The organism is Candidatus Dadabacteria bacterium, from assembly GCA_009837205.1.
In the GTDB taxonomy this organism is placed as follows: Bacteria; Desulfobacterota_D; UBA1144; order Nemesobacterales; family Nemesobacteraceae; genus Nemesobacter.
On record VXTZ01000016.1, the window covers coordinates 1 to 26,758 of the forward strand.

Below are 26,758 nucleotides of genomic sequence, written 5' to 3' on the forward strand. Positions count from 1 at the left end.
AGAATCCTCCGGGCGCCGGGGGGGAACGTGATAAAGGTTGTCTGGGGAGGGACCTGGGATCCGATTCTGGCGCAGGACAAAGACGGATTTCTGGTCGAGAGGATGGAAGCGGCCCTTGACGGGGATTACCAGAGGTACACCATCTCTCCTGGGGAGTATATAAGGGAGCATTTTTTCGGCACCCGCCCTGAAATCCAGAAGATGGTCGAGAACCACACAGACGAGGAACTTGAGAAGCTCGCAAGGGGAGGCCACGACTCAGAGAAGGTCTACGCCGCCTACAAGGCCGCCGTTGAGAACACCGGTTCTCCCACGGTGATTCTCGCAAAGACCATAAAGGGTTACGGCCTCGGGGAAGCGGGGGAGGGCAAGAACATAACCCACCAGCAGAAAAAACTTAACGAAGAGGAACTCAAGCGCTTCAGGACCCGCTTTTACATACCGATTACGGATCAGGAAATAAGAAGAGCTCCCTTCTACAGGCCCGCTCCCGACAGCCCGGAGATGAAGTATCTGCGCGAGAGAAGGGATGCCCTCGGCGGAACCATCCCGAAACGGACCGTACGGGCAAAGCCGCTTCGGAAGATCCCGGAGCGAGTGTTCGAGGAGTTTAAAAAGGCTTCCGGATCCAAGAGAAAAGTGGCTACTACCATGGTGATAGTCCACATGCTCTCAAGACTCATGCGGGACAGGGATATAGGAGATCTGATAGTCCCCATAGTCCCGGACGAGGCGAGAACTTTCGGGATGGAGTCGCTTTTCCGCCAGGTGGGCATCTATTCAAGCGTTGGACAGCTCTACGAACCCGTTGACGCTGACACCCTTCTTTACTACAAGGAGGCAAAGGACGGACAGATTCTCGAAGAGGGCATAACCGAGGCGGGCAGCATGTCTTCCTTCATAGCGGCCGGCACGGCCTACTCGACACACGGCATAAACACCATCCCTTTTTTCATTTACTACTCGATGTTCGGCTTTCAGAGGATAGGAGACCTCATCTGGGCCGCCGCCGACATGAAATGCAGGGGTTTCATGGTGGGAGGCACGGCGGGGCGGACCACCCTTGCGGGCGAAGGTCTTCAGCACCAGGACGGAAACAGCCATCATTTCGCCTACGCCTATCCGAACCTAAAGGCCTACGACCCTGCTTTTTCCTACGAGATAGCCGTGATAGTCAGGGACGGGATAAAGAGGATGTACCAGGACGGGGAGGAGATATTCTACTACATAACGGTGATGAACGAGCGCTACGTGCAGCCCGCCATGCCTGAGGGGGTCGAGGAAGGTATAATAAAAGGGATGTACAGGTTTGCGTCTTCTTTGCTCAAGGACTCGGGGAAGAAGGTACATCTTTTCGGAAGCGGCGCCATCATGAACGAGGTTCTCTGGGCGAGGGAGGTTCTTGAGAGCGGCTACGGCGTCCCGACTGACGTCTGGAGCATCACGAGCTACAAGGAGCTTTACCAGGACGCGAAGGAGGCGGAAAGATGGAACCGCCTAAATCCCGGAGAGAAGAGAAGAAAAAGCTACATTTCAGAGTGCATGGAAGGGGAAGACGGGGTATTTGTTGCCGCGACCGACTATCTTAAGAGTCTTCCCGATTCGATTTCCGCCTATTTTCCCAAGCCTCTTGTGTCTCTCGGCACCGACGGGTTCGGGAGAAGCGACACCCGGGAGGCGCTCCGCGACTTCTTCGAGGTCGACTACCGCCACATCGCGATCGCGGCGCTCCATGAGCTTGCGAGGGAAGGCAGGATTGATGAAGAGACCGTCAGCGAGGCGATAAGCGAATTTGGAATCGACCGGGGGAAGCCCAACCCCGCGGTCACGTGACGAGGAAAGTAAGTTGATAGAATTCAGGCTTCCCGAACTTGGAGAAGGAATTGAATCCGGACAGGTGATAGAGGTTTTCGTTTCGCCCGGAGACAGGGTCGCACTCGAGCAGCCCCTGCTCGAGGTGGAAACGGACAAGGCCGCCGTTGAGATTCCTTCCCCGGCCGACGGAACAATTGTCGACGTGTGCGTAAGCGCCGGGGATACGGTCGAGATAAGCCAGGTGCTAGTGAGAATGAACGGGGACGACGAGGGCGGAGAACCCCCAGAGGATGCTCCTGCGGCCGAAGAAGAGGAAAAACCCGCGGCGACGCAAGCGCCCCTCCCTGAAAAAGAACCCGAGGAAGAGAAAAAACAGACCACACCACCCGAAAGCGCGCCCGCGGACAATATCGCCCCGTCGGGACCCCTCGCCGTGGCGGCGGCACCTTCCGTGAGGCGTCTTGCGAGGGAGCTCGGCGTAGAGCTTTCATCCGTTTCAGGAACGGGTCCCCGCGGGAGAATACTTGAGAGAGACGTAAAGGCTCACGCAAAGGCCATAATAAGATCTGCTTCATCCGCCCAGCCGGCGGCGCCCGAGGAACCCGAGCTTCCCGATTTCTCAAGATGGGGAGAGACTGTTACCGAGAGTTTTTCGACCGTGAGGAAGCTTACGGCCGAGCGCCTTTCCCAGGCGTGGGCGGCCCCGCACGTAACGCAGTTTGACAAGGCGGACGCCACGCGGCTTGAGGAGCTCAGAAGATTTAACAGGGACAAGGTGGCGGAAGCCGGGGGGAACCTTACCGTAACCGCGATTCTGGTAAAAGCCCTTTCCCGGGCGCTTTCTGAGTTTCCGAAGTTTAATTCAAGCATACACATGGGCAGCCGCACGATCGTTTACAAAAAATACATAAACATAGGGGTCGCGGTTGATACGGAAAGAGGACTTCTTGTTCCGGTGATAAGGGATGTCGACAAAAAAGACATAACGCAGATATCGATTGAGTTAACGGAGATATCTTCTGCGGCGAGGGAGAAAAAGCTCTCTCCTGACAGGCTCAAGGGAGGAAGCTTCACCATAACCAATCTCGGGGGAATAGGGGGGACCTTCTTTACCCCGATTCTCAATCCGCCCGAGGTGGCCATACTGGGAGTCTCAAGATCATCCTTTGAGACCGCGTATGTTGACGGGGAGTTCGTGCCGAGGTTCATGCTCCCGCTGTCGCTTTCCTACGATCACAGGATTATAGACGGGGCGGAAGCCGCTAGGTTCCTCAGGTGGCTATGCGAAATGCTTGAGCGCTCTCCCGAGAGCATATTCGAAGGGGTGGTGTAGCAGACGATGGAGAGAGTGGTAACGGAAGTAGCGGTAATAGGGGCGGGCCCCGGGGGATATCCCGCGGCGTTTGCCCTCGCCGACAAGGGAAAGAAAGTAACGCTTATAGATCCTGAGCTAAACCCCGGAGGAGTCTGTCTCTACAGGGGATGTATACCTTCAAAGGCCCTTTTGCACGCGGCGAAGGTGGCCGAGGAGGCTAGGGACGCGGCGGATTTCGGCCTTAGCTACGGAGAACCGGAGATCGACCCCGAGAAGCTTTTTTCCTGGAAAGACGAGGTGGTCTCCAAGCTAACGGGCGGGCTCAGGACGCTTGTTAAGGCCAGAAAAGTGAATTACCTGCGGGGAAGGGCGTCTTTTACCTCTTCCGGCACCCTTCGCGTTGTAACGGCTTCCGGCGAGGAGCGGGAAGTAGTGTTCGAAAATGCCATTATCTCCACAGGTTCCGTTTCGAGGAGAATACCGGGAGTGGATTTCGGTTCCCCGAACGTGGTCGATTCCGACGGCGCTTTGTCCCTAGGGGAGATTCCGAAAACCCTGCTTGTGGTGGGCGGAGGTTACATAGGCCTTGAGCTTGGAACGTTTTTCTCTTCTCTCGGCACCGAGGTCACGGTTGTCGAGATGCTTTCCGGGCTCGTACAGGGGGTTGACAGGGATCTTGCGGTGGTGCTTAAAAAGAGGCTCGATCGGAAATTCCGCTCTATAATGCTTGAAACAAAAATAGTTTCTATAAGTGAGTTAGACAACGAAGTTCAAGTTTCATTTGAAGTCGATGGGAAAAGCTTCCAGGAGAAATACGAAAAGGTCCTGATCTCGGTCGGAAGAGTACCGAACACGGAAGGTCTCGGCCTTGAAAACACCCGGGTCGAGGTGGACGGGAAGGGCTTTATAGAGACGGACTCCCAGAGAAAAACGGCCGATCCGGCGATTTTTGCAATCGGGGATGTTGCCGGGGAACCCATGCTTGCCCACAAGGCGACGTATGAAGCCAAGATCGTGGCCGAGGTCATAACCGGGGCCAAGACCCACTATGACCCTAGGGCCGTTCCGGCGGTAATCTTTACCGATCCCGAAATCGCCTGGTGCGGGATTACCGAAAGCGAAGCCAGGGAAGCAGGGATGGAAGTGAATGTGTCTAAATTTCCGTGGGCTGCATCGGGCAGAGCCCTTACGCTTAACAGGACCGATGGCCTGACGAAGCTTATAACCGATAAGGGGACCGGGAGAGTGGTCGGCGTCGGAATTGTCGGACCGCAGGCGGGGGAGTTAATATCGGAATCCGTGCTGGCAATTGAAATGGGCGCGACTGCTGAGGATATAGCTTTTTCAATACATCCTCACCCAACCCTGACCGAGACCATTATGGAAGCGGCAGAAGGCATATACGGGGCAAGCACTCACATTATGAAAAGGCGTCCGAGAAAGAAGTCACGGTAGGCATAACACAGAAAAGCACCCCGACATTATCAATCCTGGAATGCAGGGAAGACGCCGCGGCGGGACTTCTGGCGCGAACCAGAGGCGGATAAACTGACCTTTTTCACGACAGCTTTGAGAAGGCGGGTGCGTATTCGATACGCGCTCCCTCGAAGCCTCTTCCCGCGAGAGCCAGTCCCATCAGGTAAGGTCCGGCATATCGGCAAGACATACCCTCCACGGTTTTTTGGCTGAATCCAAAACGCCGGTAATAGGGCGGATCGCCAAGTACTGCGACCGCCGTCCAGCCATCATCCCTTGCCCGTTTGAGCCCGTCCTCGATCAGGGTAGCGGCAATTCCTTGGCGGCGTCTGCTTTCTGTAACTGCGACCGGACCCAGGGCCAATGAGCCGGACGGCGCGAGCAGTCTGGAGAAAAGGGCTTGGCCGATGACTTTCCCACCTTCTACGGCGACCAGGGAGAACACCACATCGCCGTCTTCCCGCAACTGTCGTACGAGTTCCGCTTCAGAAGGAGAAGGGAAGGCCTCAAGCAGAAGTTCTTCGACCCCCTCCCGGTCACTCTCTGTCTCAATCTGTATATCTGTTATCATTTGGAGATAGGGCGCCAGGGTCTGCTCGCCTTATTGAAAGAAGTTCTTCATATTCCAGTCTAAGTTGTTTCTTGCTCATTTTGTGGTTCATCGTCACCGTTTAATAATAACATACCTGAAAATTGAAGGAATCTCAATGGGTTATATTAATTTAAGACAATGAAATAAAAAAGGCATTTTTCCTCTTTATTGCCTAAAACCCTGCCTAATCCTGACTATAGAACCTACTAGACATCACTATAACAGAGCAGGATAATTACAATGCTTTTGATTCGGAATCTAAAGAGAAGATAGAATGAGTTTATCGGAAACAGAGAACTGGGATTCGGAGAAGGTGTATCGTACTGATTCCGGCGATATGGTTCGGAGCAAGCAAGAGAGGTTTGTTGCCAATCTTCTTATCTCAGAGGGTATTTCCTTTGAATATGAGAGGAAACTGTCTAGCAGGGATGGATCTTTCCGTTACCCAGACTTTACCCTCTTTATTAACGGTGAACAGTATTACTGGGAACACTGGGGAATGGTTGATGATTACTCTTACAGACAATACATTGCCAAGAAGGTCAACTGGTATCGTGAGCATGGCTACTATGACTATTTGATTCAGACATGGGGAGGGGGCGACAGAGACTTGAGAGGACAGGTTTTAGCCGAGTTGTACAAGTTGAGGAAACCTAAACGCAGGAAAATTGGTTACAAGCCTGTTTCCGATTCCCATGTTGACTGGAAAACGGGACATGAACGCTTGACGGAAAAGTTAGAACAGACGGTTAGGCGTAAAATGCTTCGGCCCAAGGCTGGGAAGAAACTTAGGGGCAAAGCAATACCAAAGTCTCCCCGTGACCAACAACTTGAAACAGCCCGTAGGCCTGAAGAAGAGGACTTTATTAGTGAAGATAGCGGACAGAACACGCGGGGATGGGTCATACCCGTTGCTATAATCTTAACACTTTTTCTTCTCGGTGCTTTCTTTGGTTCTCTACAAGTGCCTGCACCCATTACTAAATCGGAAGTGCCGGAAGCCGTTTCACAGAAGCGAGAATCGGAGAAAGAGTTGCAACTAGCAAAAAGACCTAATTCAATTACCCGAGAGATTAAGACTGAGAAGCCGATAACGGAAAAGAAGGAAAAAAAAGAGATGTTTTATATGGGAATCAAGATATCTCAATGAAAATCTAACTGTTTCGCCGTTTTCCCTGCCTCTTTTCACGGAATTCTTGGCTAGCATCCTATGTTACTCCTCACCGTTTTTATTGACAATGTGGAGAGAAGGTGTAAAATTTGACCTTCATTTTTTAAACCCCGGAGGAATTTTATGGGCCTTAGAACAAAATCGGCGCAGAAAAAGCATCGCCAGAACCTGAAAAGACGGGAGAGAAACAGGTTCGTAACGTCCACCCTTAAAACCAAGATAAAGCGTTACTCGGAAGCTATTGGAAGCGAGGATCTCGAGAAATCGCAGGCTCTTCTCAAGGAACTGGTTTCCCTTACCGACAAGGCCGCCACGAAAGGGGTTATCCACAAGAAAAAAGCCTCAAGATACGTATCGAGGTTCTCAAAGAAGCTTTCAGATCTCAGCCAGAGCGCTGGCTCCTAGGTTTCCCGCGAGCAGATTCCAAGAAGGAGTTTTTCAAGAAGTACGTAGTTATCCCCGGAACTGTTCTTGATTCCGAAGTCCGTTTCCTCTATGAGCCCAAGTATCCTGCCGAAATCGTTTTCCCTGAAGTTGCGCACGCTTTTTTTAAGGTAAAAGACGGCCCCGCGGGACGTTTTTATGGCCTTGGCGATGGCTTCATCGGATTTCCCTTCCCGAAGATGCTGCGACACCTTGAATATCTGGCGGAATCTCCAGGCTATCATATAGAGTATGGAGAGGGGGTCCTCCCTGTTTCTCTCAAGTTCCCGCAGTATCCTGAGAGACCCCTTGAGGTCCCTGTTTGAAAGAGCGGTCGAGAGGGAAAACACGTTCTCGGTGCTGCGTTTCTCGATAAGCCCCCTTAACTCCTTCTCGCCTACGGGTTTTTTCCCGTCAACGTAGAAGGATATTTTCCCAAGCTCGTTCTTAATCATGTTCATGTCTTCGCCGAGCATGGTTTTTACGAAACTCACCGCCCCGGGAGTAAGGGAGATCCCGAGTCTTTGCCCGAGGCGTCTTATTTCCTGCTCGGGTTTGCTCCCGCCGTCAAGATCGACAAGCTTTATACCTTTTGCGGGCTTTGTCTTGGCCTTCCGGGTCCCCCCGGAGAGCAGGACCAGCACGGAGGAAGAGGCCGGGGCCCCGGCGTATTCGTTTAGAAGATCGAGATCGTCTTTTTTAAGGTCGTCATATCCCTTCGCCACGATCAGCTTTTTCTCGTGGAACATGGGGAGAGTCCTCGCGTCCTCGACTATTTCCTGAAGGGACGTATCGTCGAGGTTTTTGCTCTCAACCAGCAGCTTGGGAGAGTCCGCCGAGAGTTCCTTCTTAAGCTCCTCGATAAAGTCCTCGACGAGAAGAGTCTGCGTGCTTTTAAGTACGGTGACCGGATGGATGTCGATGCTTTTCCCAGAAGGCACGACCTGTTTTTCTCCCTGGCCGAGGGGGCTTGCGGGCGGGACCCTATCGGCTGTTTATTTCAAGCTCGCTGAAAAAATATCTTATTTCGTAGGCGGCCGATTCCGGAGAATCTGACCCGTGCACTATGTTCTTTTCTATGCCAGACGCGAAATCCTTTCTTATGGTTCCAGGGTCCGCCTGCTCGGGGTTCGTGGCGCCCATGATCGCTCTTGCCCTGGATATGGCGTCTTCCCCCTCAAGAACCATTACCACGCACGGTCCCGAGGACATAAAGTCCGTGAGGCTTGAGAAAAAAGGTCTTTCCCTGTGCACGTTGTAGAACCCCTCTGCCTGTTTTTTTGAAAGGTGTATCATCCTGAGCGCGACGACGCTTATCCCCTTCTCCTCGAACCTTCGAAGAACTTCACCGATGAGGTTCGCTCCGACTCCGTCAGGCTTTACTATTGACAATGTTCTTTCCATCTCTTGCCTCCGTGTTTATGTGGTTCTAGTGACTGTCTGATTATCAGCTTTGCGGCGGGGGTTAGAACGGCACACGCCGCTTCAAGTGGACTATATCTAGTATTCCTTCTCAAGCTTCCCTACCAGGTTTTTCCTTCTCCTGCGGCTTTTTATCCTGAGATACACCTTGTGCTTCAGATCAAGAGTGATCGGCAGATGAAATTCCTTGCTTACCATCTCGCAGAGTTCTTTTCCCTTGATGCCGGGCTTCTGGGAGATCGCATCGTTTATGAAAGATCTTATTTTCCTTTTCCGGGCACCCTCCGCCTTGTCTATGATCTCGTCTCTTTCCGAGGCGCTTAGGTTTTTCAGATAAGCGATTACCTCGGACCTGGTAGGTTCGCTGCTTTCGCTCCGAAACTTTTCTATCGCTATTCTTATAACTTCGCTTGAGCTTACGTCCTTGCTGTCCGCGGTGGAGCATACGTAGTCATAATCACTTTCGGGAATCCTGAAACTCACAAGCTTGTCTTTAACTTTGGAAGCCATAAGTCACTCCGGAAAACCGGATTCCGGGCCATTAAGCGGAATCCGCAACAGGTAATCCCGCCTCCGGTTTCGGAACTAGATTCTAATTATTACGGTATTAAGAATCAAGTATTATATAGTTTTCAATGCATGTTTGGAATTCCGTCTTTGGTCTGTGGAGATTAACTGCTCTTCTCTGACAAAAGAAACAAGGACTTCCCTGCAGGCGAAACAAAGGAGCGGTCTGATTATGACGCTGAAATCGGGACTACACTTCACTGAGCGAAACGGGACGAACAAGTTTCCCATCGGAGTTCTTTTCTTTCTGCTGACCGTTTTTCCTGCGGTTTCCTATAGCGGGGCGGTTACGATCAAGGCGATATACGCCGACGTTCCCGGAGTGGGGTTTAATGATGCGGCAGGGTTTACGGATGAGGAAAGGGCGCTGCTCGCCGATAACGGCAATAACGCGAGCACGCTCGGGGAAGCGAGAAAAAACGCCTTTGAGCACGCCGCCGGTCTGCTTGAACGGAAGTTGCCGGGTCAGAACACGATCCGGGTCGAGGTGTCGTTCGGGTCCTTTGAGGATGAAAACACGGTTGCCACGACTTATATGAGAAACCCCGTAAGCTTCGGTCCCGAAGAGCTGTTGCACATAGCGTACCCGCCGGCGCTTGCGGAGAAAATCGCGGGAAGGGCTTTAATAGATGAATCTGTGGCTCACTTTATAGTGAAATTCTCAAGGCGCTTGGACTTCCACTACGGCTTTCGCGGGGAGGTGTCGCCGTTTTCAATAGATTTCGTCGCCCTAGTCACACACGAAATTATTCACGGGCTCGGCTTTCATTCCTCCCTTGAGGAAGATGGCTCTTTTCCAAGCGCAACCCTTGATGTGACTGGCGGAACCCGGAGTTTTTCGCTTGACGTGCCGGAGTGGCAGAGAATCTACGACGTACAGATGTATTCGGAGGAAGACGGTGAACTTATCGTTGATCTTCCGCCGCGGGACAGGGAGCGGGCCATTACTTCTGACACCGGTCTTCTGTGGGACGGAACCGCGCGGCCCGGAGCGGAAAATTCGTGCAGCTACGGACAGCGCATGGCCGAACTTAAATCTACGGGCGTAGCCCCGGACGGAAAACCCCGGCTCTACGCTCCCCCGACTTTTGAAGAGGGCAGCTCCATAACCCACGTTCATACGGACGCGGAGGATATCATGGAATACCTCTACCCCTTTCCCGTGGACATGGACCTGAGTCTTGCCATGCTTAAGGACATGGGCTGGGAAGTAAGCGACGGAGGCTTTCCGCCTTCCTGCGTGCCGACCGGAATAAGCGTTACGCCGACTTCTGGACTTGTGACCACGGAAGGGGGCGGGACGGCCGCGTTTCAGGTGAAGCTTGAATCAGAACCGATAAGCGACGTCATAATTCCCCTGCGAAGCAGCTATCCGTCTGAGGGAACGGCCGACACCCGGGCGCTTTCGTTCACGCCCGATGACTGGGAGGTTGCGCAGACCGTGATGGTAACCGGCATGAACGACAGCGAGGAGGATGGCGCCAGGCGCTACGCTATTGTGCTTGAGCGGGCGCAGAGCAGGGACAGATTCTATGACGGCTTTGACCCTGACGACGTGTCGTTAATCAATCAGGACAATGATCCGGAACCGGATACCCCTTCGCCGGGTCCCATGCCGCCACAGGGAGAGGAGGCGGGACAAGGCGGCTCCGGGTGCGCAATCGCCGCGGAAGAGCCGGTGCGAGATACGTCTCGAAGCGGGGTGCTTGCCCGGTTTTTGCCCGCTGCGCTCCTTGTTTTCGCAATTTGGTGCAGAAGCCTGCGAAGAGAAAAGCGGCACCTCATCTGGGGGAATTCTTTTTCTGATTAAACGAATTCCCGCTAGTGTGGACAACCCTTGTTTCCGTGCTGTATAATGTTGCCCCAAGAGCTTTGGGAAGAAAGAGGAATTAGCACGAAAAGCTTGGCTGTATTAACCTGCTTTCCCCTTCTCTTTTTTAAATCATATCCGCATCTTACAATCATTGGAGGCAACATAAATGGAAAGGTTTGTTATTCCCCATCAGCATGAAATCACTAAAGAGGACAGAAGAAGGCTGAACGGCCACGGTTCTCTGATTCTATGGTTCACCGGGCTTCCGAGTTCCGGAAAATCCACTCTTGCCAACGAAATCGAAAAAGAACTCATACAGCGAAACCACCGCACCTACATACTGGACGGAGACAATGTCAGGATGGGCCTCTGCAAGGATCTTGGTTTTTCCGCCGAGGACCGCGAGGAGAATATAAGGAGAATAGGGGAGGTGTCGAAGCTTTTCATGGACGCGGGAGTTCTTGTCCTCTCCGCCTTTGTTTCTCCTTACCGCGCCGACCGTGACGCGATAAGGGAGCTTGTTGAGGAAGGAGAGTTCGTCGAGGTATTTGTCGACTGCTCCGTTGAGCAGTGCGAGCAGCGGGACGTAAAGGGGCTTTACAAGAAGGCGAGAGAGGGTGTTATAAAGGGATTTACGGGAATTGACGATCCGTACGAGGAGCCCTCAAGCCCAGAAATCGTGGTCGATACGGAGAAACACACAATCGAGGAGTGCAAGCAGCAGATACTCAATTACCTGGTCGCGCGCGATGTGGTGAACATGGGATAAGGGGAGTCCGGGCACCGTCTCTGTCTGGCCGCTTCTTTTATTCGCGGTTATAGATCATAATAATAGGATTGAGTTAAAGTTTTTCTCGGAAACACGGATGTCTGTTTCAAACAATGAATCGGGGTCTTCTCCCTCAATGAGTCCTGCCGAGCTGATCTGCGGTATTGCGGAGAATTCAAGAAAAGCCTCAAGAACCCTGGCTTCCGCCCCGTCTTCCCAGAAAAATGACTTTCTCCTGCGCTTCGCGGAACTTCTGGTAAAGGAAACCGATAATCTGCTCTCTGAGAACGCGAAGGACGTTTCCGACGCCGAGGAAAAAGGTCTCTCGGCCGCCCTCGTGGACCGCCTGAGGCTTAACCCCTCGAGGATAAGTTCCCTGGCCGACGGACTGCGGGAGATAGCGGAGCTTCCCGACCCCGTGGGCAAGATATCGGCAAAGTGGGACAGGCCGAACGGGCTTTCCGTCGAGAGAAAAAGGATTCCCCTGGGCGTTATAGGAATTATCTATGAGTCAAGGCCGGGCGTTACGGCCGACGCCGCGGGACTCTGCGTTAAATCCGGCAATTCCGTAATTCTCCGCGGCGGCTCTGAAACGATAAGATCGAACCTCGCCATTTCCCGGCTCATGGCCGATTCCCTCTCCCAAAGCGGTCTTTCGCCGTACACAGCCCAGGTCGTCCCGGTCGCCGACAGGAATGTCGTGACCGAAATGCTCAAGCTTGAGGACAAAATAGATCTCATTATTCCCAGGGGAGGGGAGGGGCTTATAAGGTTTGTCGCGGAGAACTCAAGGATTCCGGTTCTTAAGCACTACAAGGGGGTCTGCCACGTTTACGTGGACGAGCATGCGGATCTCGGGATGGCCGAGGAGATCTGCCGGAACGCGAAGGTCCAAAGACCCGGAGTGTGCAACTCAATGGAGACAATGCTTGTGCACTCCTCCGTGGCGCGTGATTTCCTGCCGGCCGCAATAGAGAGGCTTGAGGAAGAAGGAGTCACAATAAAGGGTTGCGAGAACACCAGGAAACTTGTTCCCCACGTGGCTCCGGCGGAAGAAGAGGACTGGTACGAGGAGTATCTTGACCTTGTCCTTAACGTAAGAGTCGTTTCGACGATTGACGAGGCTATAGACCACATACAGACTTACGGCTCCATGCATACTGACGCCATAGTTACGAAACACGCTGAAAACTCTTCGAAATTCATAAAAGAAGTGGACTCCTCCGCGGTCATGGTCAATACGTCGACCAGGTTCAATGACGGTTTCCAGCTGGGTCTTGGCGCTGAAATAGGCATAAGCACTTCAAAACTGCATGCGTTCGGCCCAATGGGGCTTGAGGAACTGACCACTTCGAAATTCGTGGTAACGGGAACTGGTCAGGTAAGAAACTGAACCTTTCGGTAGCTCGGGGGGATTTTCGCGGATTTGCCCGTTCCGCGAAGCTATGGCTGGGGGTTTTGGAAACAGATGCTTGTTGAACTCAGGCTTAAGAATTTTGCCATAATAGACGAAATTTCGATCAATTTCGGGGCAAATCTGAACATAATTACCGGAGAGACGGGCACGGGGAAATCCCTGATTGTCGATGCCATAAACGTAATCCTCGGTGACAAGTTTACTGCGGACCACGTAAAATCAGCCGACAGGCAGACATCGGTAGAAGCCCTTTTCGAGGTTCCCGGCGATTGCGGTATCGGGGAGAAGCTTGAGCAGCTGGGTATCGGGGACCAGGAGGGCGAGCTTGTCATAAAAAGGGTTTTTAACCCGGGCGGGAGGAACAGGATTTATATAAACGGTTCGATGGCGACGCTCGGGACGCTCTCTCGGGTGACCGACGGGCTTGTTAACATGTTCGGTCAGCATGAACACCAGAGTCTTCTTAAGAAAAGCAATTATTTAAGTTATATAGACGCTTTTTCTCAACTTGAACATGAAGTCTACGCATACAAAGCCTCCTACGCAGAACTCGTGCGCGCGGAGAATGAGCTTGAGGCACTCAAGAAAAAAGAACAGGAGGGGGCGGAAAAAGAGGATTATCTGAGGTTCCAGGCTGAAGAGATAAAAAAGGTATCCCCGGCGCCGAACGAGGATTCCGAGCTTGAGGCGGAGAGGGTAAGGCTTGAGAACTCAGAGAAGTTCTCATCTTCGCTCACAAGCGCGACCGGGCTTGTGTACGAGGGAGAGAGCTCGGCGGTTGGTTTTCTAAAGCAGGCCCTTTTGGATCTTGAGCGGGTTTCAGACCTTGATTCATCTCTCGGAGAACTTCGCGACAGGATCGCGGCCATACTTATAGAAACCGAAGATGTTTTCTACGGTCTGAGTGAATTCGCGGGAAAGATAGAACACAACCCCCAGAGGCTTGAAGAGGTGCTCTCGAGGCTTGAAGAGATAAGCAGGCTTAAGAGGAAGCACGGGGATTCGATCGAGGAGATAATAAAAAAGCAGCACGAGATCGAATCCGAGCTTGAAGGCCTTGAGAATTCGGCCGAGATGCTTGAGGAAATTGAGAGAAGAAGGGATTCCCTGAGGGAGAAGGTTTCCGCTGTCGCCTCTTCGATTTCGGCCGCAAGAAAAGCGGGAGCCGGGCGGCTTCAGGAACTTTTCTCCGGGCAGGCCGAGTCGGTCGGGCTTAAAAACGCCCGTTTCGAGGTGGAATTCTCGGAAAAGGACCTCTCGGGGGACGGCAAGGACAGCGTGCAGTTTCTTTTCTCCGCCAACCCGGGCCAGACTCCGAGGCCCGTTAACAGGGTCGCTTCCGGAGGAGAACTCTCAAGAATAATGCTTCTGTTTAAAAGCTTTGTTTCCACCGGCGATGCCGGCTCGATCTTCATATTTGACGAGGTGGATGCCGGCATAGGGGGAGTTGTGGCCGAGAGCATAGGGGAGAAAATAAGGAGTCTCTCCAATGAAAGCCAGGTAGTGTGCATAACGCATCTGCCTCAGGTCGCGAAATTCGCGAACACCCACCTGCTTGTGGCGAAGGAGTTTGGCGAGGGCGGTACGGATGTCTCTGTTAATGCGCTTGGTGAAGAGGAGAGGGTCTTGGAAATTGGCAGGATGCTTGCAGGGAAAAGTGTGTCCGAAAAGACCTTTGAAGTTGCCCGCGAACTCATAAAAGAAGCCGCTCGAGGTTCCCTGCCGTAAAGTGGTATGGAAAAACCGGCTGAATTCAGGGAATTACCGTTTTAAGTAACCGGCACTCCTAAAATACTCCTGTGAGTAACTTGTAATGGTTTTCTGAGTATGGGAGACTTTATGTAAAAGGCCCCAACGGCTTTCGAGACCGTGTCTCTGGTGTTGCCGTCACCAGCGCTTGACCATCTCAACTATGGGGCTTTCTCTTTATCCTACTTGACGTGATTCTTTAGCTGTCAATAGCATTTCCAAGGGTTTTTTGTTATAATCATTTCCGTTCGTAGTGCAAAGAGTACCCGCTAGGTCGGGTCTCTGTGAATACAAAACCCATCTGGGAAATAAGCAGAAAGCCAAATCTCTTTGTGCTACGAACAAGGCCCGACGCCTATGTGTCGAGTCAAGGAGTAATTAATATGAATTTTGGTGTGGGTATTATGGCTTTACCGCTTTTGTTGGCTACTTCTCTTATGGCTGGTGTGGATTCGAGAGCAGCTACTTGTAGCGATAGAGAATACTCTGTGTTCATAGAGTGTCTTAATATGGGTAAACAATACAAAGAAGCGCAAGAAAAGCCTTGGTTATACGAGGAATGGGAAATTGACAGTCTTGAAAAAAAGGGTGCAGAAAAGTGTGTACCGTTCTCACGTTTCGACATATTTGAAGCTTGTATGGATAGAATGTTTAGAGAAAACTTACCAATTGCGCCAGATTAAAAAAAGATCAAAGGGAGGTGTAGTTTGGCGTGTGACATTACTCACCCTCACCATACTTCTCTTACTCGATCTAATAAGACCACTACACACTAATGCCGAAACAACAAAGTGTAGCGATAAAGCACTCGCTATCTACGAGGATTGCTTAACCGTAGAAGAGGAACTAATTGAAATGTACTACGACTTAGACTTGTATAGCGATTGGGAAGTTCAAAATTTGACTAATCGCTATCAGAAATGTGAAAGCTTCAAGCAGAAAGAGTCTAGATATGCGGATTGTGTAGGAAGACACACTTTTGGGGATAAGTGGTATAAAATGTTTCCTGAATAAAAAAGTGGGGTTCAACATAAAACAGCACTTCGCCGTAATCGGAAGCGGATGAAGTAAGCTAACACTTGGTTGACCCCTAAATCCCGGTTCCTAGGGCACTGAACGCAGTTAGCGAGAACTGGTAGAATCCTGATTCTATGACCTAACTGGTGGGTTTGAATCCCACTCCTAGGAACCGGTTTTAATTTCTATAAATGATAGAAATGGACGATCTGAGGGTGGTTTTTCCTGCCGTGAGGCAGATTCTTTACACCCGACGAGCAAGTGCGTATTCTCATGATTTCGGATGCCAATTCTCATTAAAACCGGTCGGTGATTCTCACTGAATTCGGACATCCGGTTCTCTCTTTTTTTCTTCTTCAAAACAGACTTTACCACGTCAGTAATTTTCAGTAGAGTGGGGGTCTTAGGAGTGCCGGTTACTTAAAACGGTAATTTCCTGAATTCAGGCGGCTTCACTCTTGGTCGAAACCGGCGAACCCCTCTGCCACTATAGTTTCAAGTGTGGCAACCTGGCCTTCGGTAAGCTCTGGGAATTCTTTTTTGCGGCGTTTCTTGGGAAAGATGCCTCCGTTTTGGCGAATGAACATGATGATGTCTTCCGCTGTCCGGTTCGACACATCAAAGGCGTTTATGATCCGCCTCGCGGTGGCATCATGGCGTTTCAGATAGTCAATTTCGCGCGGCAGGTCGGATTCTATCGTTTGCAGGATACAGCCGTAGAGAAATTCCGCTTCGTTCGTGCAGTCGTAATAGCGGTAGAGATCCAAGGTATCGTTTGTTACTTCCACATTACCGTCCGGCAGCGCCCTCCAGTCTATGAACTGCATCAGGGGGCCCGAATGCGCCCGCAACGCAGCTCCGTAGTCGTCTATACGGTTCAGCATTACCGATGAGACGGGAAATACCATCCGTGGAGGCGTGAATCTGCGCTCCGCGAGGACTTGATGAATCAGGCAGCGGTGCAGGCGCCCGTTTCCGTCGGTAAACGGATGGATATATATAAACCCGAACGCCACGCAGGCGGCATGAAGAACGGGGTTGACGCCTGAGTTGCGCATACGGTCTCCGCATTCGTTAAGTGTGGTCATTACACGCTCGACATCGTCGTGACGCGCGCCGATAAACTCGGGCAGGGGTTCATAGTTGCGGTTGCGACCGCCGAGAAACACCTCTTCGGTTCTGTATCCCGTGGTTCTTCTGGATTGATCGTTGCCGATCAGGATGCTGTGGAGGCGATAGATTTCCGTATGCCGAAGGGGCCTCTTCCCAGCCTCCATAACCGCGCGTCCCCATCCCTCGAGGCGATTGACCGGCGGACGTTCCCCCTCGATCTCAAAGCTTGCCCGGCTGTCTTCAAGCAATACGAAGCTTGCGGCGCGAGCGGTGAGTTGCGCGCCAGCTTTCCCGATTGTGTCCCGGGTTTTTGCTGAAAGGTCGAGAGCAATCATTTTTTCAAGCTTCGGAGTTCGCCTTATGACAGGACACAGCTCCCCGGTACCCAGAAGATTGTCACGGACGCGGTGTCGTGGTGAAATCAGCCTCTCGCCCGTATAGTAGCGGTCCGGGTCGATGGCTTCGACGGCCGTGGCCGCCGGGGCGTCTGCAATGTCAAGGCGCCTGCCGGTCAGAGTCTCAAAGAAGAACCATATCCTCCGTGTGGTGATCCCCCTCGGTTTAGCGCGGATCATTTTGACAAGTGCGGTTTCGGGAACCGCCTGGAGAATTCTTTTAAGGACCAGAAGATCGATCGTTTCATGTCGCATTGCGAAGGTCAGGTGTCCTTCGAGCGTCGACTCCGGGCGATACCTCTTGTCATAGATATTCCAGGCGCCGTCGCTTCGTCTGTTTCCTCGAACGTGCCTTTGCGAAACGCAGGAGAGATTGCGGACTGGCGCGGCGACGTCAAGCGAGTGGACCAAGGCGGACCAGCCGACCAGCTCTGTACCCTGTGGAAGGGGACTGCCCTGAAAGAAATCCGGTGTTACGCTCTGTATTCGCATTGTTCGAAGATCCTTTATGCCTGTCGAAATATGCTATATAAATTCCAATTATGTCGAGTTTCCATATTTTATCTTTCATAATGTCGAAAATCAAGGATTTATGTCGAAAATTATATTATTGATGTTAGAAATGTCGAAAACCGATGTTCAGGTGAAATCCAGAATCTGGTCTCGCAGAACTCTTCTGCTCTGCCTTTCTATGTGGAATGGGAGTTAGCTGATCGTCTTCGTCTCATAGGAGCAGAAAACCACCGCGGTGAGAACCGTTGTCCAGAGCCCGTTTTTATCTCCCACTGCAGTCTGCGTTACGTTTCTGCTTTTTACCTTGTGCCCGCTTATCTCCCATATGTCCTTCTGCTCGTCGTAACTTTTATCGGGATCAAAGGGGGCGTTAAGCGTGGTGGCGAGCATGTAGGCGGCAAGATCTTCGGCGTATTCTCCCGCGAGGGTCTCTTTCTGCCCGTAGCTGTGGTGTTCAGATATGTATCCGTAGCGCGTTTTGTCCTTCGGGATCGCGAGGCCGGTGGACGCGGCGATAAGCCTGCTGGGTTCGTTTGTGGAATTCTCGCTCATTACCACAAACGTTATCTGCCCGGGGGAGAGCATGGTGAGTCCCTGGTTTCTGCTTACCAGCTGACAGCCCGGGGGAAATATGCTTGAAACCTTGACCAGGTTGAACTGCGCGATACCCGCGTTCCTTAAGGCGAGCTCGAAGCTTGAGAGCTTTTCCTTGTGCTTGCCCACGCCCTTGGTTACAAAAGCTTTTGTCGGGGTCAACCCACCACTCCTTATAAACCTGCATTCAAGTTATATTTACTAGGTGAATTTGTCAAACGGGGGCAAACCGCGATGAAATTCGGAGCGCATGTTTCAATAGCCGGCGGGATTGAGAATGCCCCGCTTAGGGCGAGGCAGCTTGGATGCGAATGCTTTCAGATGTTCACCCGCTCTCCAAGAGGCGGCAGACCCCCGGAACTTGAAGATCGCCTGCTCGAAGCCTTTTTTCTTAACTGCTCCGAGGTCTCCATAAGCGATTACTACGTTCACACCCCTTATTTCATAAACCTGGCTTCCGGAAAAGAGGACCTGAGGGAAAAAAGCGTGGCTCTGGTAAGAGAGGAGCTTGAAAGATCAAGCGCCCTGGGGGTGAAATACATGATGACCCACATAGGAAGCGCCAAAGATATCCAAAGAGATACAGCGATAAACAATGTGGTTGACTCCCTTTTGAGGGTTCTCGAGAACTACAGCGGCACAACTCATCTTCTGCTTGAGAACACGGCGGGCCAAGGGCATACCATAGGTGCTAGCTTCGAGGAGATCTCGCTCATACTGCGACGCGTTACATATGACGATCTCGGAGTCTGTATAGATACCGCCCATATGTTCGCTTCCGGCTACGATATAAGGACCCGCGAGGGCGTAGAGGAGCTGGTAGAGAGCCTCGGTGCCGCGTTTGCCCCCGAAACGGTGAGACTTGTTCACGCGAACGATTCCAAGGTCGAATTCAATTCCGGCAAGGACCGTCACGAACATCCGGGGGAGGGGAAGATAGGAATTGACTGCTTCAGCGCTATGATCGGGAACCCGTTTTTCGAGGATCTTGATATGATAGTGGAAATGCCGCCCCCCGAAGTGGCAAAGGACGTCGCGCTTCTTAAGAGACTGAGAGACGGAAATACGTGATCTCAAGGCTGGAGAGAAAAACCGCTTTCACCTGTCCGTTGACCGTCAACGTAAATACTGTTCTCCTCGTCAATCGCGACCCTCCCGTTTGCGATCAGGTCATGGATCACGAAGGGAAACAGCTTCCATTCGCCTTGTTCTCTGATTTTCTCTTCCATTGCCTCCACGTCCCCGACGGCAAAGCCCTCAAGCGATATGTCGGCTGACTGGGCGATCACGGTTCCGAACCTTGTTTCGGGGTTGTTTTCAAGGTAGACGGTACATCTTATGGTTTTCTCCCTGTTCTCTAATGCTTGGACGCACGCGCTTTTGCCTCTTACGAGGTAGTTCTTTGTTGTGTCTCCCGGGTAGAGGTTTAAGATCCTGTTTGCGAATCTGTCGGTAAACATGCGGCTTAATCTCCTCCGGTAGCCCGCCAATACCACGAGATCGGGCTCAAAAAGCCTTTCGATATGGGAAATCACTGCCGAATCGTAAAGAATCCGTCCGCCTTCATCCGAAGGGGGCTTACCAAGATCTGCGAAGAATTTCTCGGAACCTATGGATGAAGTTTCGATCTTAAGCCTTTTCGCCTTTGCGAGAACCGGGGCCTCGGGGTCATTTGAAAACACATGCTCTATAGTTCCATAGTTTTTTCCGCCGTTTTGCTCAAGCTTCCTCTGCCTTGAGTGTATTTTCTCGAAGTTTGTTCCTCTGCCCGAGGCAAGAACGAGAATTTTCATCGGGCGGGTGGTGTCTGAGTAAAGTGGCGTTATTTGCATTGATTGCTTTATCGTTTAATTTTTATGCAATTTCACGTAAGTGTGACGCAGTATGACAGAAAGCAGAAACTTGATCATGAGAATCGCTACGGCCGTTGTGGCCGTACCTATACTTCTTCTCATATTCTACCACGGGGGAGTGTACTATCTCGCCTTGATCTGTCTGATAGGGGCCTTGTGCTCTCTTGAGTTCTTCCTGCTTGCGGGCCCGGACATACGGAAGACGAGAAAGATTTATATTACGGCCATCTCCCTGCTTCTGATCGTGAGCGCGTTTTTCGACTTCAGGCTTATGAGTCTTTTTTTCACCTTCCTGATATTTCTCTCCATAATACTCGAATTCCGCAAAAAGGATTTCAGCGACTGCCTGCGGGATCTGGGCATGACCCTTCTGCCGCTTGTATATTTCGGCTGGATGCTTGCCCACGGGGTGTTGCTTAGAAATATCCCGGGCGGCGTGGACGTGGGGGACTACGGTTTCTTCAATGGAGGTTCCGGGGATGTCGGTTTTTTCCTCGTGGTGCTTGCGGTTTCATGCACTTTTCTTAACGACGCCGGAGCGTATTCCTTCGGAAAAGCTTTCGGGAAAAAGAAGCTTGCCAGTCATATAAGTTCAGGCAAGACCGTGGTGGGGCTCATCGGGGGATTCTTTGTTTCGGTCGTAAGCGCCTTCGTGGTGAATTTCATATTCAGCAATCCCCTTCCTTCTCTCTGGGTGGTTCTTTACGCGGTAATAATAGCCGCGGCCGCGGTTGCGGGAGACCTTTTCGAATCCACCATAAAAAGGGGGGCGGGGGTAAAGGATTCAGGCTCCCTGATCCCCGGACATGGCGGGGTGCTTGACAGGTTCGACAGCCTGATATTCGTCTTTCCCTGCACATATTATACTTCCCTGATTTTCTTTCGCCTGAGCGAGACAGGCGCCGTCCTGTAAGGAGGGGTGAAAATGGAAATATCCATAGTGGACAGGGAGGAATTCATTGACGCCCCCGCCAAGGAAGAACTTGTGTCCCTGATTGAAAAAGTGCTCGCGTATCTTGATCTCTCCGCCCGAAGCGAACTCTGCGTCTCGCTTGTGAGCGACGTGGACATGAGGGAGCTTAACCGGCGTTACAGGCAGATTGACACAACTACGGATGTTCTCTGTTTTCCGCAGAAAAGTGATGTAAACCCCGATCTTCTGGGCGATATAGTGATATCCTACCAGACGGCCCTCCGCCACTCCCGGAGGTTTGAGATCACGGTTGAAGAAGAACTGCGGTTGCTTATAGTCCATGCGGTCCTGCACCTGCTGGGGTTTGATCACAAGAAGAAAAAAGAAAGAGAGACAATGCGCAAGAAAGAGAAAGAGGTGCTTAGCTACCTTGCTGAGGCTGGGTAGGGGGTTTCCGGTCACCCCGGTTCCTTAAGATCCTCTTTAATCTTCTCGATTTCCTTTACTGTAGGCAGGTCCTTAAGGCTCTTAAGACCGAATGTCTCAAGGAAAAGATTTGTGGTTTTGTAGAGAAAAGGCTTTCCCGGAACTTCCTTTCTTCCCGCGATCTCGATGAATCTTCTATCAAGTAGCATGCTTACGCTGCTTGAGCAGTCCACCCCTCTTATTTTTTCAACCTCGATCTTCGTAACGGGCTGCTCATAAGCCATTATGGCAAGCACTTCGAGGGAGGCCTTGGAGAGCCTGAACTTCTTTATTTCCTTGTTAAACTCGACTATGTATTGCGAATACTCGGGACGGGTTCTGAACTGATATCCCTCGGCGACGCTGCTTAGAATGAAACTTCGCCCCATCTCCTCCCAGCGCCCCTGGAGTTCGCTTATGGCGTCGGTTATCTCTTTTTTCTCGACGTCCTTCAGGAACTCGGAAATTTCCTGAATGGTTAGGGGCTGTTTCGAAACGAATATCAAGCATTCTATTATATTTTCAAGAGAACTTCTATCGTCCATTTTCCTCCCTCAGAATCATCTTTATGGGTTCTTCGAAGGTCGGCTGAAAAACATCCAGGATGCCGTCTTTCAGCAGCTCCAGTATCGAGAGAAAGGTTACCACGAGTTTCATGCGGTTTTTATCCCCTTCGAAAAGATCCTCGAAGAGAACCTCTTTTTCCTTTCTCATTATTTCGATTACCTGGTTTTTTCTTTCATCAACGGTGTAAGTCTGCGGGGCTAGGGATATTTCCCTTGTCTCGGCCTTCTCTATGTCCTCGCATATCTTAGAGAAGGTGTCCACTAGGGACCAGAGGTCGAATTTCACGAATTCCGTCTCTTCTTCCGGTTCTCCAAACATTTCCCTGCGGTCGTAACCCGCCAGGAAAACGTCTTTTCCGAGAATTTCCATCCCCCCGAGCTCCGCCGCCGCGCTTCTGTACTTCTCATACTCAAGCAGGCGCCTTACGAGTTCCTCCCTGGGGTCCTCTTCCTCCTCTTCGCCTTCCTCCTTTATCCTGGGAAGAAGCATGCGCGACTTTATGTACCCCAGTTCGGCCGCCATGGCCATGTAGTCCCCGACGATCTCGAGGTTCACGTCCTTTAGGAACTCAAGATATTCAAGGTACTGCTCGGTTATGAGCGCGATGGGTATGTCGTAGATGTCCACCTCGTGTTTCTTTATGAGGTGAAGCAGCAGGTCAAGCGGGCCGTTGAATATCTCGAGCTGTACGCTGTAGGCTGATTGAGGGTCTTCCATTTCTTCGTTTCTCTCGGCAATCACTACGGGTTCATCGCCCGGATCACGATCTCGAGTTCGCTCGGGCTGAAATTGCACATTTGTATAAAGATAACCACAGGAACGCGTATGAAGTAACCCAGGAACTGCCCGCCGAACAGGAAAAAGGCGAAAAGAATGAATATTCCGTAAGTTTCAAATCTTGCGTACCTGTAGGCGAGGCTGTCGGGAAGCAGCCCGTAAAGCACCCGCGAGCCGTCAAGCGGCGGAACGGGGATCATGTTGAAAACGGCAAGCACTATCCCTATGTACATGAACCACACGAGCATCCGCGCTGCAACGTCGGCCCCGCTTCCCGGGGGTATGGCCGCGAAGTTCTCAAATAAGGCCTTTAGAATCACAGCCGCCGCAATCGCGGTCAGAATGTTGGATATGGGGCCCGCAATCGCGACCATAAGCATGTCTTTTTTCGGGTTCCTGAAGTTCCTCGGGTCAACGGGAACCGGTTTCGCCCATCCGAAATGCACGATGAAAAGCAGCAGGGTTCCTAGGACGTCAAGGTGTACAAGAGGGTTAAGCGAGAGTCTTCCCTGCCTCTTCGCCGTGTCGTCTCCTAGCCTGTAGGCCACAAGCGCATGGGCGTACTCATGTATGGTAAGGGAAAAAAGGATTACGGGGACCAGTATTATGAGAAATTCGTAGTTCATATCGATAGTTTACGCTCTTGGATGAGATTTTTCGTGTATGCGTTTAAGCCTCTCCTTTTCGACATAAGTGTATATCTGGGTCGTGGATATGTCCGAGTGACCGAGCATGGCCTGTATGGACCGCAGGTCGGCCCCCCGCTCAAGCAGGTGCGTGGCGAAGGAGTGGCGAAGCACGTGGGGGGTTATGTGGGAGTGTATGCCCGCCGCGAGCGCGTAGTTCTTTATCATGCGCCAGAAGCGCTGGCGGCTCATCTTGGAGCCGGTTCTGGAGGTAACGAAAAGGTACTCCGAACTCCTTTCGCGAAGAAGTTTTGGTCTTGAGTCTGAAAGATAGTCCCTTGCTTTCCTGATGGCGGCGTCGCCTATGGGAACTATCCTCTCCTTGCTTCCTTTGCCGAGGGTGATGACGTAGCCGTGATCAAGATTGACGCGGTTGAGCTCAAGTGAGATCAGTTCCGATACCCTGACCCCGGTGGCGTAGAGAACCTCGAGCATCGCGCGGTCCCTGAGCGCCTCTGCGGACTTGCCTTTCTCGGGCTCCCGGAGGAGCCTCTCGACCTCTTCAAGCGAGAGAGTGTGGGGGAGGGTTTTCGCGGGCTTGGGAGAGACGGTGTTTCTTAGCGGATCCTCGGTTATGACGCTTTCTGTGAGAAGGAACCTGAAGAACTGCTTTATGGAAACTATGTTTCTCGCCACGCTTCTCGGGGAGAGCTTCTTTTCCCTCAGGTGGTCGAAAAAAGCAGCTATTTCGTCTTCGCTTACAGCGGCGGGGTCGGATATACCCCTTTTGTCTAGAAAGGCCACGAGGGATGATATGTCCCTTGAATATGACTGAATGGTGTTTTTCGAAAGGCCCCTGTTCATCGTAAGATATACAAGGAACGAATCGAGGTACTCATCCATTAATCTTATGTTCCGACCTGCCAGGAACTCAGATATTTCTTCTGTTCGGCCGTCAGGGTGTCTATGGTGACTCCCAGGGTTTTAAGCTTTATCTTGGATATCAGGCTGTCTATTGTCTCCGGGACGTCGTGAACGTCGTTCTCAAGTGTCCCTCCGTTTTTCACCATGTACTCGCAGCAGAGCGCCTGGTTGGCGAAGCTCATGTCCATCACGCTTGAAGGATGCCCCTCGGCCGCGGCGAGGTTTATGAGCCTTCCTCCGCCGAGAACGTTGATCCTTCTTCCGTTTTTAAGCGTATGTTCCTCAACGTATTCCCTTATGACTCTTTTCGAGGTCGTTATCTCGCCAAGGGCGTCGAGATCAAGTTCCACGTTGAAGTGTCCTGAATTGGCTACGATCGCCCCGTCTTTCATTCTCTCAAAATGCTTTTTCCTTATGACGTGTATGTTGCCCGTAACGGTGCAGAAGAAGTCTCCAAGCGGCGCTGCCTTCTCCATCGTCATTACCCTGAATCCGTCCATGGTGGCCTCAAGTCCCGCAAGCGGCTCAACCTCGGTCACGATGACGTTCGCTCCCAGTCCCCTGGCCCTCATGGCAAGTCCTTTTCCGCACCAGCCGTATCCTGCGACTACGAAGGTCGTGCCGGAGACAAGCCTGTTGGTGGCGCGTATGATTCCGTCAAGGGTGCTCTGCCCCGTGCCGTAGCGGTTATCGAAAAGGTGTTTGGTATCTGCGTTGTTAACGGCGATTATCGGATACTGAAGCACTCCGTCATCCGCCATGCTCTTGAGTCTTATCACTCCGGTCGTGGTCTCCTCGGTTCCCCCGATTACGTCGTCTATCAGGTCTTTTCGGTCCGTGTGCAGCGTTGATACCAGGTCTGCCCCGTCATCCATGGTTACGTGCGGGCGGGCGGCCAGAACGGCGTTTATGTGCTTGTAGTAGGTTTTGGTGTTTTCCCCTTTTATCGCGAAAACGGAGATTTTATGGTTCTTTACGAGGTGGGCGGCGACGTCATCCTGAGTGCTTAGGGGATTTGACGCGCAGAGGTAGGCTTCTGCTCCTCCGGCCTTAAGGGTGGTCATGAGGTTCCCGGTTTCCGTGGTAACGTGAAGGCACGCGGCGACCCTTACTCCCTTAAGCGGCTTTTCCTTCTTGAATCTTTCCTCTATCTGCTTTAGAACGGGCATTTCCTGTGCGGCCCATTCGCTTCTCAGTTTCCCCTCGCGGGCAAGCTTTAAGTCTTTTACGTGGTAATCCATTCTTTCCTCCGTTGCTTTTTCGCGGTCAGAAGCCCCGAGCGTGTTTTGGCTCAGACATTTTTCAAGGCTTTTTTAAGTTCCGCCTTTTTATCCGTTTTCTCCCACGAGAAAGTCTTTTCGTTTCTCCCGAAATGTCCGTAAGAGGCGGTTTTTCTGTAAATAGGTCTTTTGAGATCTAGGTGCGAGATTATCCCCCCGGGAGTAAGGTCAAAGACTTTCCTTGCGGCTTTCGAGATCTTCTCTTCGGGTATTTTCGATGTGCCGAAGGTATCGATCATTACCGAAACCGGTTCCGCAACCCCTATGGCGTAGGCAAGCTGCACCTCGCAGCGCTTGGCCAGTTTGGCCGCGACTATGTTTTTCGCCACGTACCTTGCCATGTATGCCGCGCTTCTGTCGACCTTGGAGGGGTCTTTTCCAGAAAACGCCCCGCCGCCGTGTCTTGACCATCCGCCGTAGGTGTCGACTATGATCTTTCTTCCCGTGAGGCCTGTGTCCGCCACGGGACCCCCGATCACAAACCTGCCTGTGGGGTTTATATGGATTTTCGTATTTTTCGAAATAAGGTCTCCCATGCAGTGGTTTATTACTTCCTGCCTGATTTCTTTTCTAAGGGTCGCAGTCGAGACGTTCGCTGAGTGCTGCGATGATACGACTACCGCGTCCACTCCGACCGGTTTCCCGTCTTCGTACCTGAAGGTGACCTGGCTTTTTCCGTCCGGTCTTAAAAACGGCAGAATCCCCTTTTTTCTTACTTCGGAGAGACGCTTTGCCAGTCTGTGAGCGTAGAGTATGGGGGAGGGCATGCGTTCCCGGGTTTCATCGCACGCGTAGCCGAACATGAGTCCCTGGTCTCCGGCTCCTTGCTTGCTCTTGCCCCCTTTTTTGTTGACTCCACGTGCTATGTTCGCGGACTGCTCGTCTATTGCTAGGAGAACCGAACAGGTGTTCGCGTCAAAACCCATTTCGCTGTCCGTGTAGCCGATCTCTTTTATCGTGTCTCTTACCACCTTCTGTATGTTGACCTGGGCTTCTGTAGTTATCTCTGCGGAGATCACTACGAGTCCGGTTGTGATCAGTGTTTCGCACGCGACCCTGCTATCGGAGTCCTTCTTGATCATGGCGTCGAGTATCGCGTCTGATACCTGATCCGCAATCTTGTCCGGGTGGCCTTCCGTTACGGATTCTGACGTGAATATGAAGTTTTTAGGGGACATTAAGTGACCTCAAA

General features: G+C 51.9%; 26 protein-coding genes. 13 read left to right on the plus strand and 13 right to left on the minus strand.

Annotated elements, in window-relative coordinates; all coding sequences use genetic code 11:
• The 3 genes from aceE to lpdA all read left to right on the plus strand — a co-directional run.
• Positions 1-1,833, plus strand: a 1,833-nt coding sequence (aceE, locus tag F4Z13_03220) for a pyruvate dehydrogenase (acetyl-transferring), homodimeric type (protein ID MXZ48253.1), incomplete at its 5' end; no start/stop codon positions are given.
• Positions 1,834-1,849: 16 nt separating this feature from the next.
• Positions 1,850-3,148: a branched-chain alpha-keto acid dehydrogenase subunit E2 gene (locus tag F4Z13_03225; protein MXZ48254.1), complete on the plus strand. Its 1,299-nt coding sequence runs from the start codon at positions 1,850-1,852 to the stop codon at positions 3,146-3,148.
• Between the two features lie 6 nt (positions 3,149-3,154).
• Entirely contained in the window at positions 3,155-4,585 is a 1,431-nt protein-coding gene (lpdA, locus tag F4Z13_03230) for a dihydrolipoyl dehydrogenase (GenBank protein ID MXZ48255.1), read from the plus strand.
• Positions 4,586-4,688: 103 nt separating this feature from the next.
• On the opposite strand, the gene F4Z13_03235 is transcribed toward lpdA, so the two are convergent.
• A complete protein-coding gene (locus F4Z13_03235; GenBank protein ID MXZ48256.1) occupies positions 4,689-5,177 on the minus strand; it encodes an N-acetyltransferase in 489 nt (162 codons plus the stop codon).
• Between the two features lie 295 nt (positions 5,178-5,472).
• Between F4Z13_03235 and F4Z13_03240 the strand changes: the two genes are divergently transcribed.
• On the plus strand, positions 5,473-6,348 hold the full coding sequence (locus tag F4Z13_03240) for a hypothetical protein (GenBank protein ID MXZ48257.1): 876 nt from the start codon (positions 5,473-5,475) through the stop codon (positions 6,346-6,348).
• Positions 6,349-6,492: 144 nt separating this feature from the next.
• Positions 6,493-6,774: a 30S ribosomal protein S20 gene (rpsT, locus tag F4Z13_03245; protein MXZ48258.1), complete on the plus strand. Its 282-nt coding sequence runs from the start codon at positions 6,493-6,495 to the stop codon at positions 6,772-6,774.
• Here rpsT and holA read toward each other — a convergent pair.
• The 3 genes from holA to F4Z13_03260 form a co-directional block, all read right to left on the minus strand.
• The gene (gene holA / locus F4Z13_03250; protein MXZ48259.1) at positions 6,771-7,733 is read right to left on the minus strand and encodes a DNA polymerase III subunit delta; all 963 of its coding nucleotides are present in this window, start codon (positions 7,731-7,733) and stop codon (positions 6,771-6,773) included. The two genes, rpsT and holA, sit on opposite strands and share 4 nt — an antisense overlap.
• Before the next feature lie 43 nt (positions 7,734-7,776).
• Positions 7,777-8,196, minus strand: a complete 420-nt coding sequence (locus F4Z13_03255) for a nucleoside-diphosphate kinase (protein MXZ48260.1) — start codon at positions 8,194-8,196, stop codon at positions 7,777-7,779.
• Between the two features lie 96 nt (positions 8,197-8,292).
• Positions 8,293-8,724 carry a hypothetical protein gene (locus tag F4Z13_03260; GenBank protein MXZ48261.1) on the minus strand — a complete coding sequence of 144 codons (432 nt, stop codon included), beginning with the start codon at positions 8,722-8,724 and terminating at the stop codon, positions 8,293-8,295.
• A gap of 229 nt (positions 8,725-8,953) precedes the next feature.
• On the opposite strand from F4Z13_03260, the gene F4Z13_03265 reads away from it, so the two are divergent.
• The 5 genes from F4Z13_03265 to F4Z13_03285 all read left to right on the plus strand — a co-directional run bounded on the left by F4Z13_03265 (position 8,954) and on the right by F4Z13_03285 (position 15,212).
• Complete coding sequence (locus F4Z13_03265; GenBank protein MXZ48262.1) at positions 8,954-10,591, plus strand: hypothetical protein; 1,638 nt, start codon at positions 8,954-8,956, stop codon at positions 10,589-10,591.
• Between the two features lie 169 nt (positions 10,592-10,760).
• Complete coding sequence (gene cysC, locus F4Z13_03270) at positions 10,761-11,363, plus strand: adenylyl-sulfate kinase (protein MXZ48263.1); 603 nt, start codon at positions 10,761-10,763, stop codon at positions 11,361-11,363.
• A gap of 136 nt (positions 11,364-11,499) precedes the next feature.
• Positions 11,500-12,756: a glutamate-5-semialdehyde dehydrogenase gene (locus tag F4Z13_03275; protein MXZ48264.1), complete on the plus strand. Its 1,257-nt coding sequence runs from the start codon at positions 11,500-11,502 to the stop codon at positions 12,754-12,756.
• A 75-nt stretch (positions 12,757-12,831) separates the two neighbouring features.
• A complete protein-coding gene (gene recN, locus F4Z13_03280; GenBank protein MXZ48265.1) occupies positions 12,832-14,508 on the plus strand; it encodes a DNA repair protein RecN in 1,677 nt (558 codons plus the stop codon).
• Positions 14,509-14,912: 404 nt separating this feature from the next.
• Complete coding sequence (locus F4Z13_03285; protein MXZ48266.1) at positions 14,913-15,212, plus strand: hypothetical protein; 300 nt, start codon at positions 14,913-14,915, stop codon at positions 15,210-15,212.
• Between the two features lie 786 nt (positions 15,213-15,998).
• Here F4Z13_03285 and F4Z13_03290 read toward each other — a convergent pair.
• Together F4Z13_03290 and F4Z13_03295 are read right to left on the minus strand one after the other, a co-directional pair.
• Positions 15,999-17,546: a cell filamentation protein Fic gene (locus F4Z13_03290; protein ID MXZ48267.1), complete on the minus strand. Its 1,548-nt coding sequence runs from the start codon at positions 17,544-17,546 to the stop codon at positions 15,999-16,001.
• Positions 17,547-17,759: 213 nt separating this feature from the next.
• Positions 17,760-18,323 (minus strand): arginine decarboxylase, pyruvoyl-dependent, encoded by a 564-nt coding sequence (locus F4Z13_03295; GenBank protein ID MXZ48268.1) that lies wholly within the window; start codon positions 18,321-18,323, stop codon positions 17,760-17,762.
• Between the two features lie 72 nt (positions 18,324-18,395).
• Here F4Z13_03295 and F4Z13_03300 point away from each other — a divergent pair, with 72 nt between their 5' ends.
• Positions 18,396-19,232 (plus strand): deoxyribonuclease IV, encoded by an 837-nt coding sequence (locus F4Z13_03300; GenBank protein MXZ48269.1) that lies wholly within the window; start codon positions 18,396-18,398, stop codon positions 19,230-19,232.
• Positions 19,233-19,234: 2 nt separating this feature from the next.
• Here F4Z13_03300 and F4Z13_03305 read toward each other — a convergent pair whose 3' ends face one another.
• A complete protein-coding gene (locus F4Z13_03305) occupies positions 19,235-19,993 on the minus strand; it encodes a hypothetical protein (GenBank protein MXZ48270.1) in 759 nt (252 codons plus the stop codon).
• A gap of 52 nt (positions 19,994-20,045) precedes the next feature.
• Here F4Z13_03305 and F4Z13_03310 point away from each other — a divergent pair, with 52 nt between their 5' ends.
• Both F4Z13_03310 and ybeY read left to right on the plus strand, forming a co-directional pair.
• The gene (locus tag F4Z13_03310) at positions 20,046-20,927 is read left to right on the plus strand and encodes a hypothetical protein (GenBank protein MXZ48271.1); all 882 of its coding nucleotides are present in this window, start codon (positions 20,046-20,048) and stop codon (positions 20,925-20,927) included.
• A 12-nt stretch (positions 20,928-20,939) separates the two neighbouring features.
• The gene (ybeY, locus tag F4Z13_03315) at positions 20,940-21,374 is read left to right on the plus strand and encodes an rRNA maturation RNase YbeY (protein ID MXZ48272.1); all 435 of its coding nucleotides are present in this window, start codon (positions 20,940-20,942) and stop codon (positions 21,372-21,374) included.
• 11 nt (positions 21,375-21,385) lie between these two features.
• Here ybeY and scpB read toward each other — a convergent pair whose 3' ends face one another.
• From scpB to F4Z13_03345, 6 genes are read right to left on the minus strand one after another with little or no spacing between them, the layout of a single operon-like run.
• Positions 21,386-21,937, minus strand: coding sequence for an SMC-Scp complex subunit ScpB (gene scpB, locus F4Z13_03320; protein ID MXZ48273.1), 552 nt, complete (start codon positions 21,935-21,937; stop codon positions 21,386-21,388).
• Positions 21,927-22,700: a segregation/condensation protein A gene (locus F4Z13_03325; protein MXZ48274.1), complete on the minus strand. Its 774-nt coding sequence runs from the start codon at positions 22,698-22,700 to the stop codon at positions 21,927-21,929. The genes scpB and F4Z13_03325 overlap by 11 nt, the downstream gene beginning before the upstream one ends.
• Positions 22,700-23,362, minus strand: coding sequence for a site-2 protease family protein (locus tag F4Z13_03330; GenBank protein ID MXZ48275.1), 663 nt, complete (start codon positions 23,360-23,362; stop codon positions 22,700-22,702). The genes F4Z13_03325 and F4Z13_03330 overlap by 1 nt, the downstream gene beginning before the upstream one ends.
• Positions 23,363-23,371: 9 nt before the next feature.
• The gene (gene xerD, locus F4Z13_03335; GenBank protein ID MXZ48276.1) at positions 23,372-24,265 is read right to left on the minus strand and encodes a site-specific tyrosine recombinase XerD; all 894 of its coding nucleotides are present in this window, start codon (positions 24,263-24,265) and stop codon (positions 23,372-23,374) included.
• A gap of 5 nt (positions 24,266-24,270) precedes the next feature.
• Positions 24,271-25,527, minus strand: a complete 1,257-nt coding sequence (locus tag F4Z13_03340) for an adenosylhomocysteinase (protein MXZ48277.1) — start codon at positions 25,525-25,527, stop codon at positions 24,271-24,273.
• A gap of 50 nt (positions 25,528-25,577) precedes the next feature.
• Complete coding sequence (locus F4Z13_03345; protein MXZ48278.1) at positions 25,578-26,744, minus strand: methionine adenosyltransferase; 1,167 nt, start codon at positions 26,742-26,744, stop codon at positions 25,578-25,580.
• Between the last annotated feature and the right edge of the window lie 14 nt (positions 26,745-26,758).

Bases quoted from the DNA above. Each gene is read 5' to 3' on its own strand.
- lpdA (MXZ48255.1), top strand. From the start codon at position 3,155: ATGGAGAGAGTGGTAACGGAAGTAGCGGTAATAGGGGCGGGCCCCGGG.
- F4Z13_03235 (MXZ48256.1), bottom strand. From the start codon at position 5,177: ATGATAACAGATATACAGATTGAGACAGAGAGTGACCGGGAGGGGGTC.
- F4Z13_03240 (MXZ48257.1), top strand. From the start codon at position 5,473: ATGAGTTTATCGGAAACAGAGAACTGGGATTCGGAGAAGGTGTATCGT.
- rpsT (MXZ48258.1), top strand. From the start codon at position 6,493: ATGGGCCTTAGAACAAAATCGGCGCAGAAAAAGCATCGCCAGAACCTG.
- F4Z13_03255 (MXZ48260.1), bottom strand. From the start codon at position 8,196: ATGGAAAGAACATTGTCAATAGTAAAGCCTGACGGAGTCGGAGCGAAC.
- F4Z13_03260 (MXZ48261.1), bottom strand. From the start codon at position 8,724: ATGGCTTCCAAAGTTAAAGACAAGCTTGTGAGTTTCAGGATTCCCGAA.
- F4Z13_03265 (MXZ48262.1), top strand. From the start codon at position 8,954: ATGACGCTGAAATCGGGACTACACTTCACTGAGCGAAACGGGACGAAC.
- cysC (MXZ48263.1), top strand. From the start codon at position 10,761: ATGGAAAGGTTTGTTATTCCCCATCAGCATGAAATCACTAAAGAGGAC.
- F4Z13_03275 (MXZ48264.1), top strand. From the start codon at position 11,500: ATGAGTCCTGCCGAGCTGATCTGCGGTATTGCGGAGAATTCAAGAAAA.
- recN (MXZ48265.1), top strand. From the start codon at position 12,832: ATGCTTGTTGAACTCAGGCTTAAGAATTTTGCCATAATAGACGAAATT.
- F4Z13_03285 (MXZ48266.1), top strand. From the start codon at position 14,913: ATGAATTTTGGTGTGGGTATTATGGCTTTACCGCTTTTGTTGGCTACT.
- F4Z13_03290 (MXZ48267.1), bottom strand. From the start codon at position 17,546: ATGCGAATACAGAGCGTAACACCGGATTTCTTTCAGGGCAGTCCCCTT.
- F4Z13_03300 (MXZ48269.1), top strand. From the start codon at position 18,396: ATGAAATTCGGAGCGCATGTTTCAATAGCCGGCGGGATTGAGAATGCC.
- F4Z13_03305 (MXZ48270.1), bottom strand. From the start codon at position 19,993: ATGCAAATAACGCCACTTTACTCAGACACCACCCGCCCGATGAAAATT.
- F4Z13_03310 (MXZ48271.1), top strand. From the start codon at position 20,046: ATGACAGAAAGCAGAAACTTGATCATGAGAATCGCTACGGCCGTTGTG.
- ybeY (MXZ48272.1), top strand. From the start codon at position 20,940: ATGGAAATATCCATAGTGGACAGGGAGGAATTCATTGACGCCCCCGCC.
- scpB (MXZ48273.1), bottom strand. From the start codon at position 21,937: ATGGACGATAGAAGTTCTCTTGAAAATATAATAGAATGCTTGATATTC.
- F4Z13_03330 (MXZ48275.1), bottom strand. From the start codon at position 23,362: ATGAACTACGAATTTCTCATAATACTGGTCCCCGTAATCCTTTTTTCC.
- xerD (MXZ48276.1), bottom strand. From the start codon at position 24,265: ATGGATGAGTACCTCGATTCGTTCCTTGTATATCTTACGATGAACAGG.
- F4Z13_03340 (MXZ48277.1), bottom strand. From the start codon at position 25,527: ATGGATTACCACGTAAAAGACTTAAAGCTTGCCCGCGAGGGGAAACTG.
- F4Z13_03345 (MXZ48278.1), bottom strand. From the start codon at position 26,744: ATGTCCCCTAAAAACTTCATATTCACGTCAGAATCCGTAACGGAAGGC.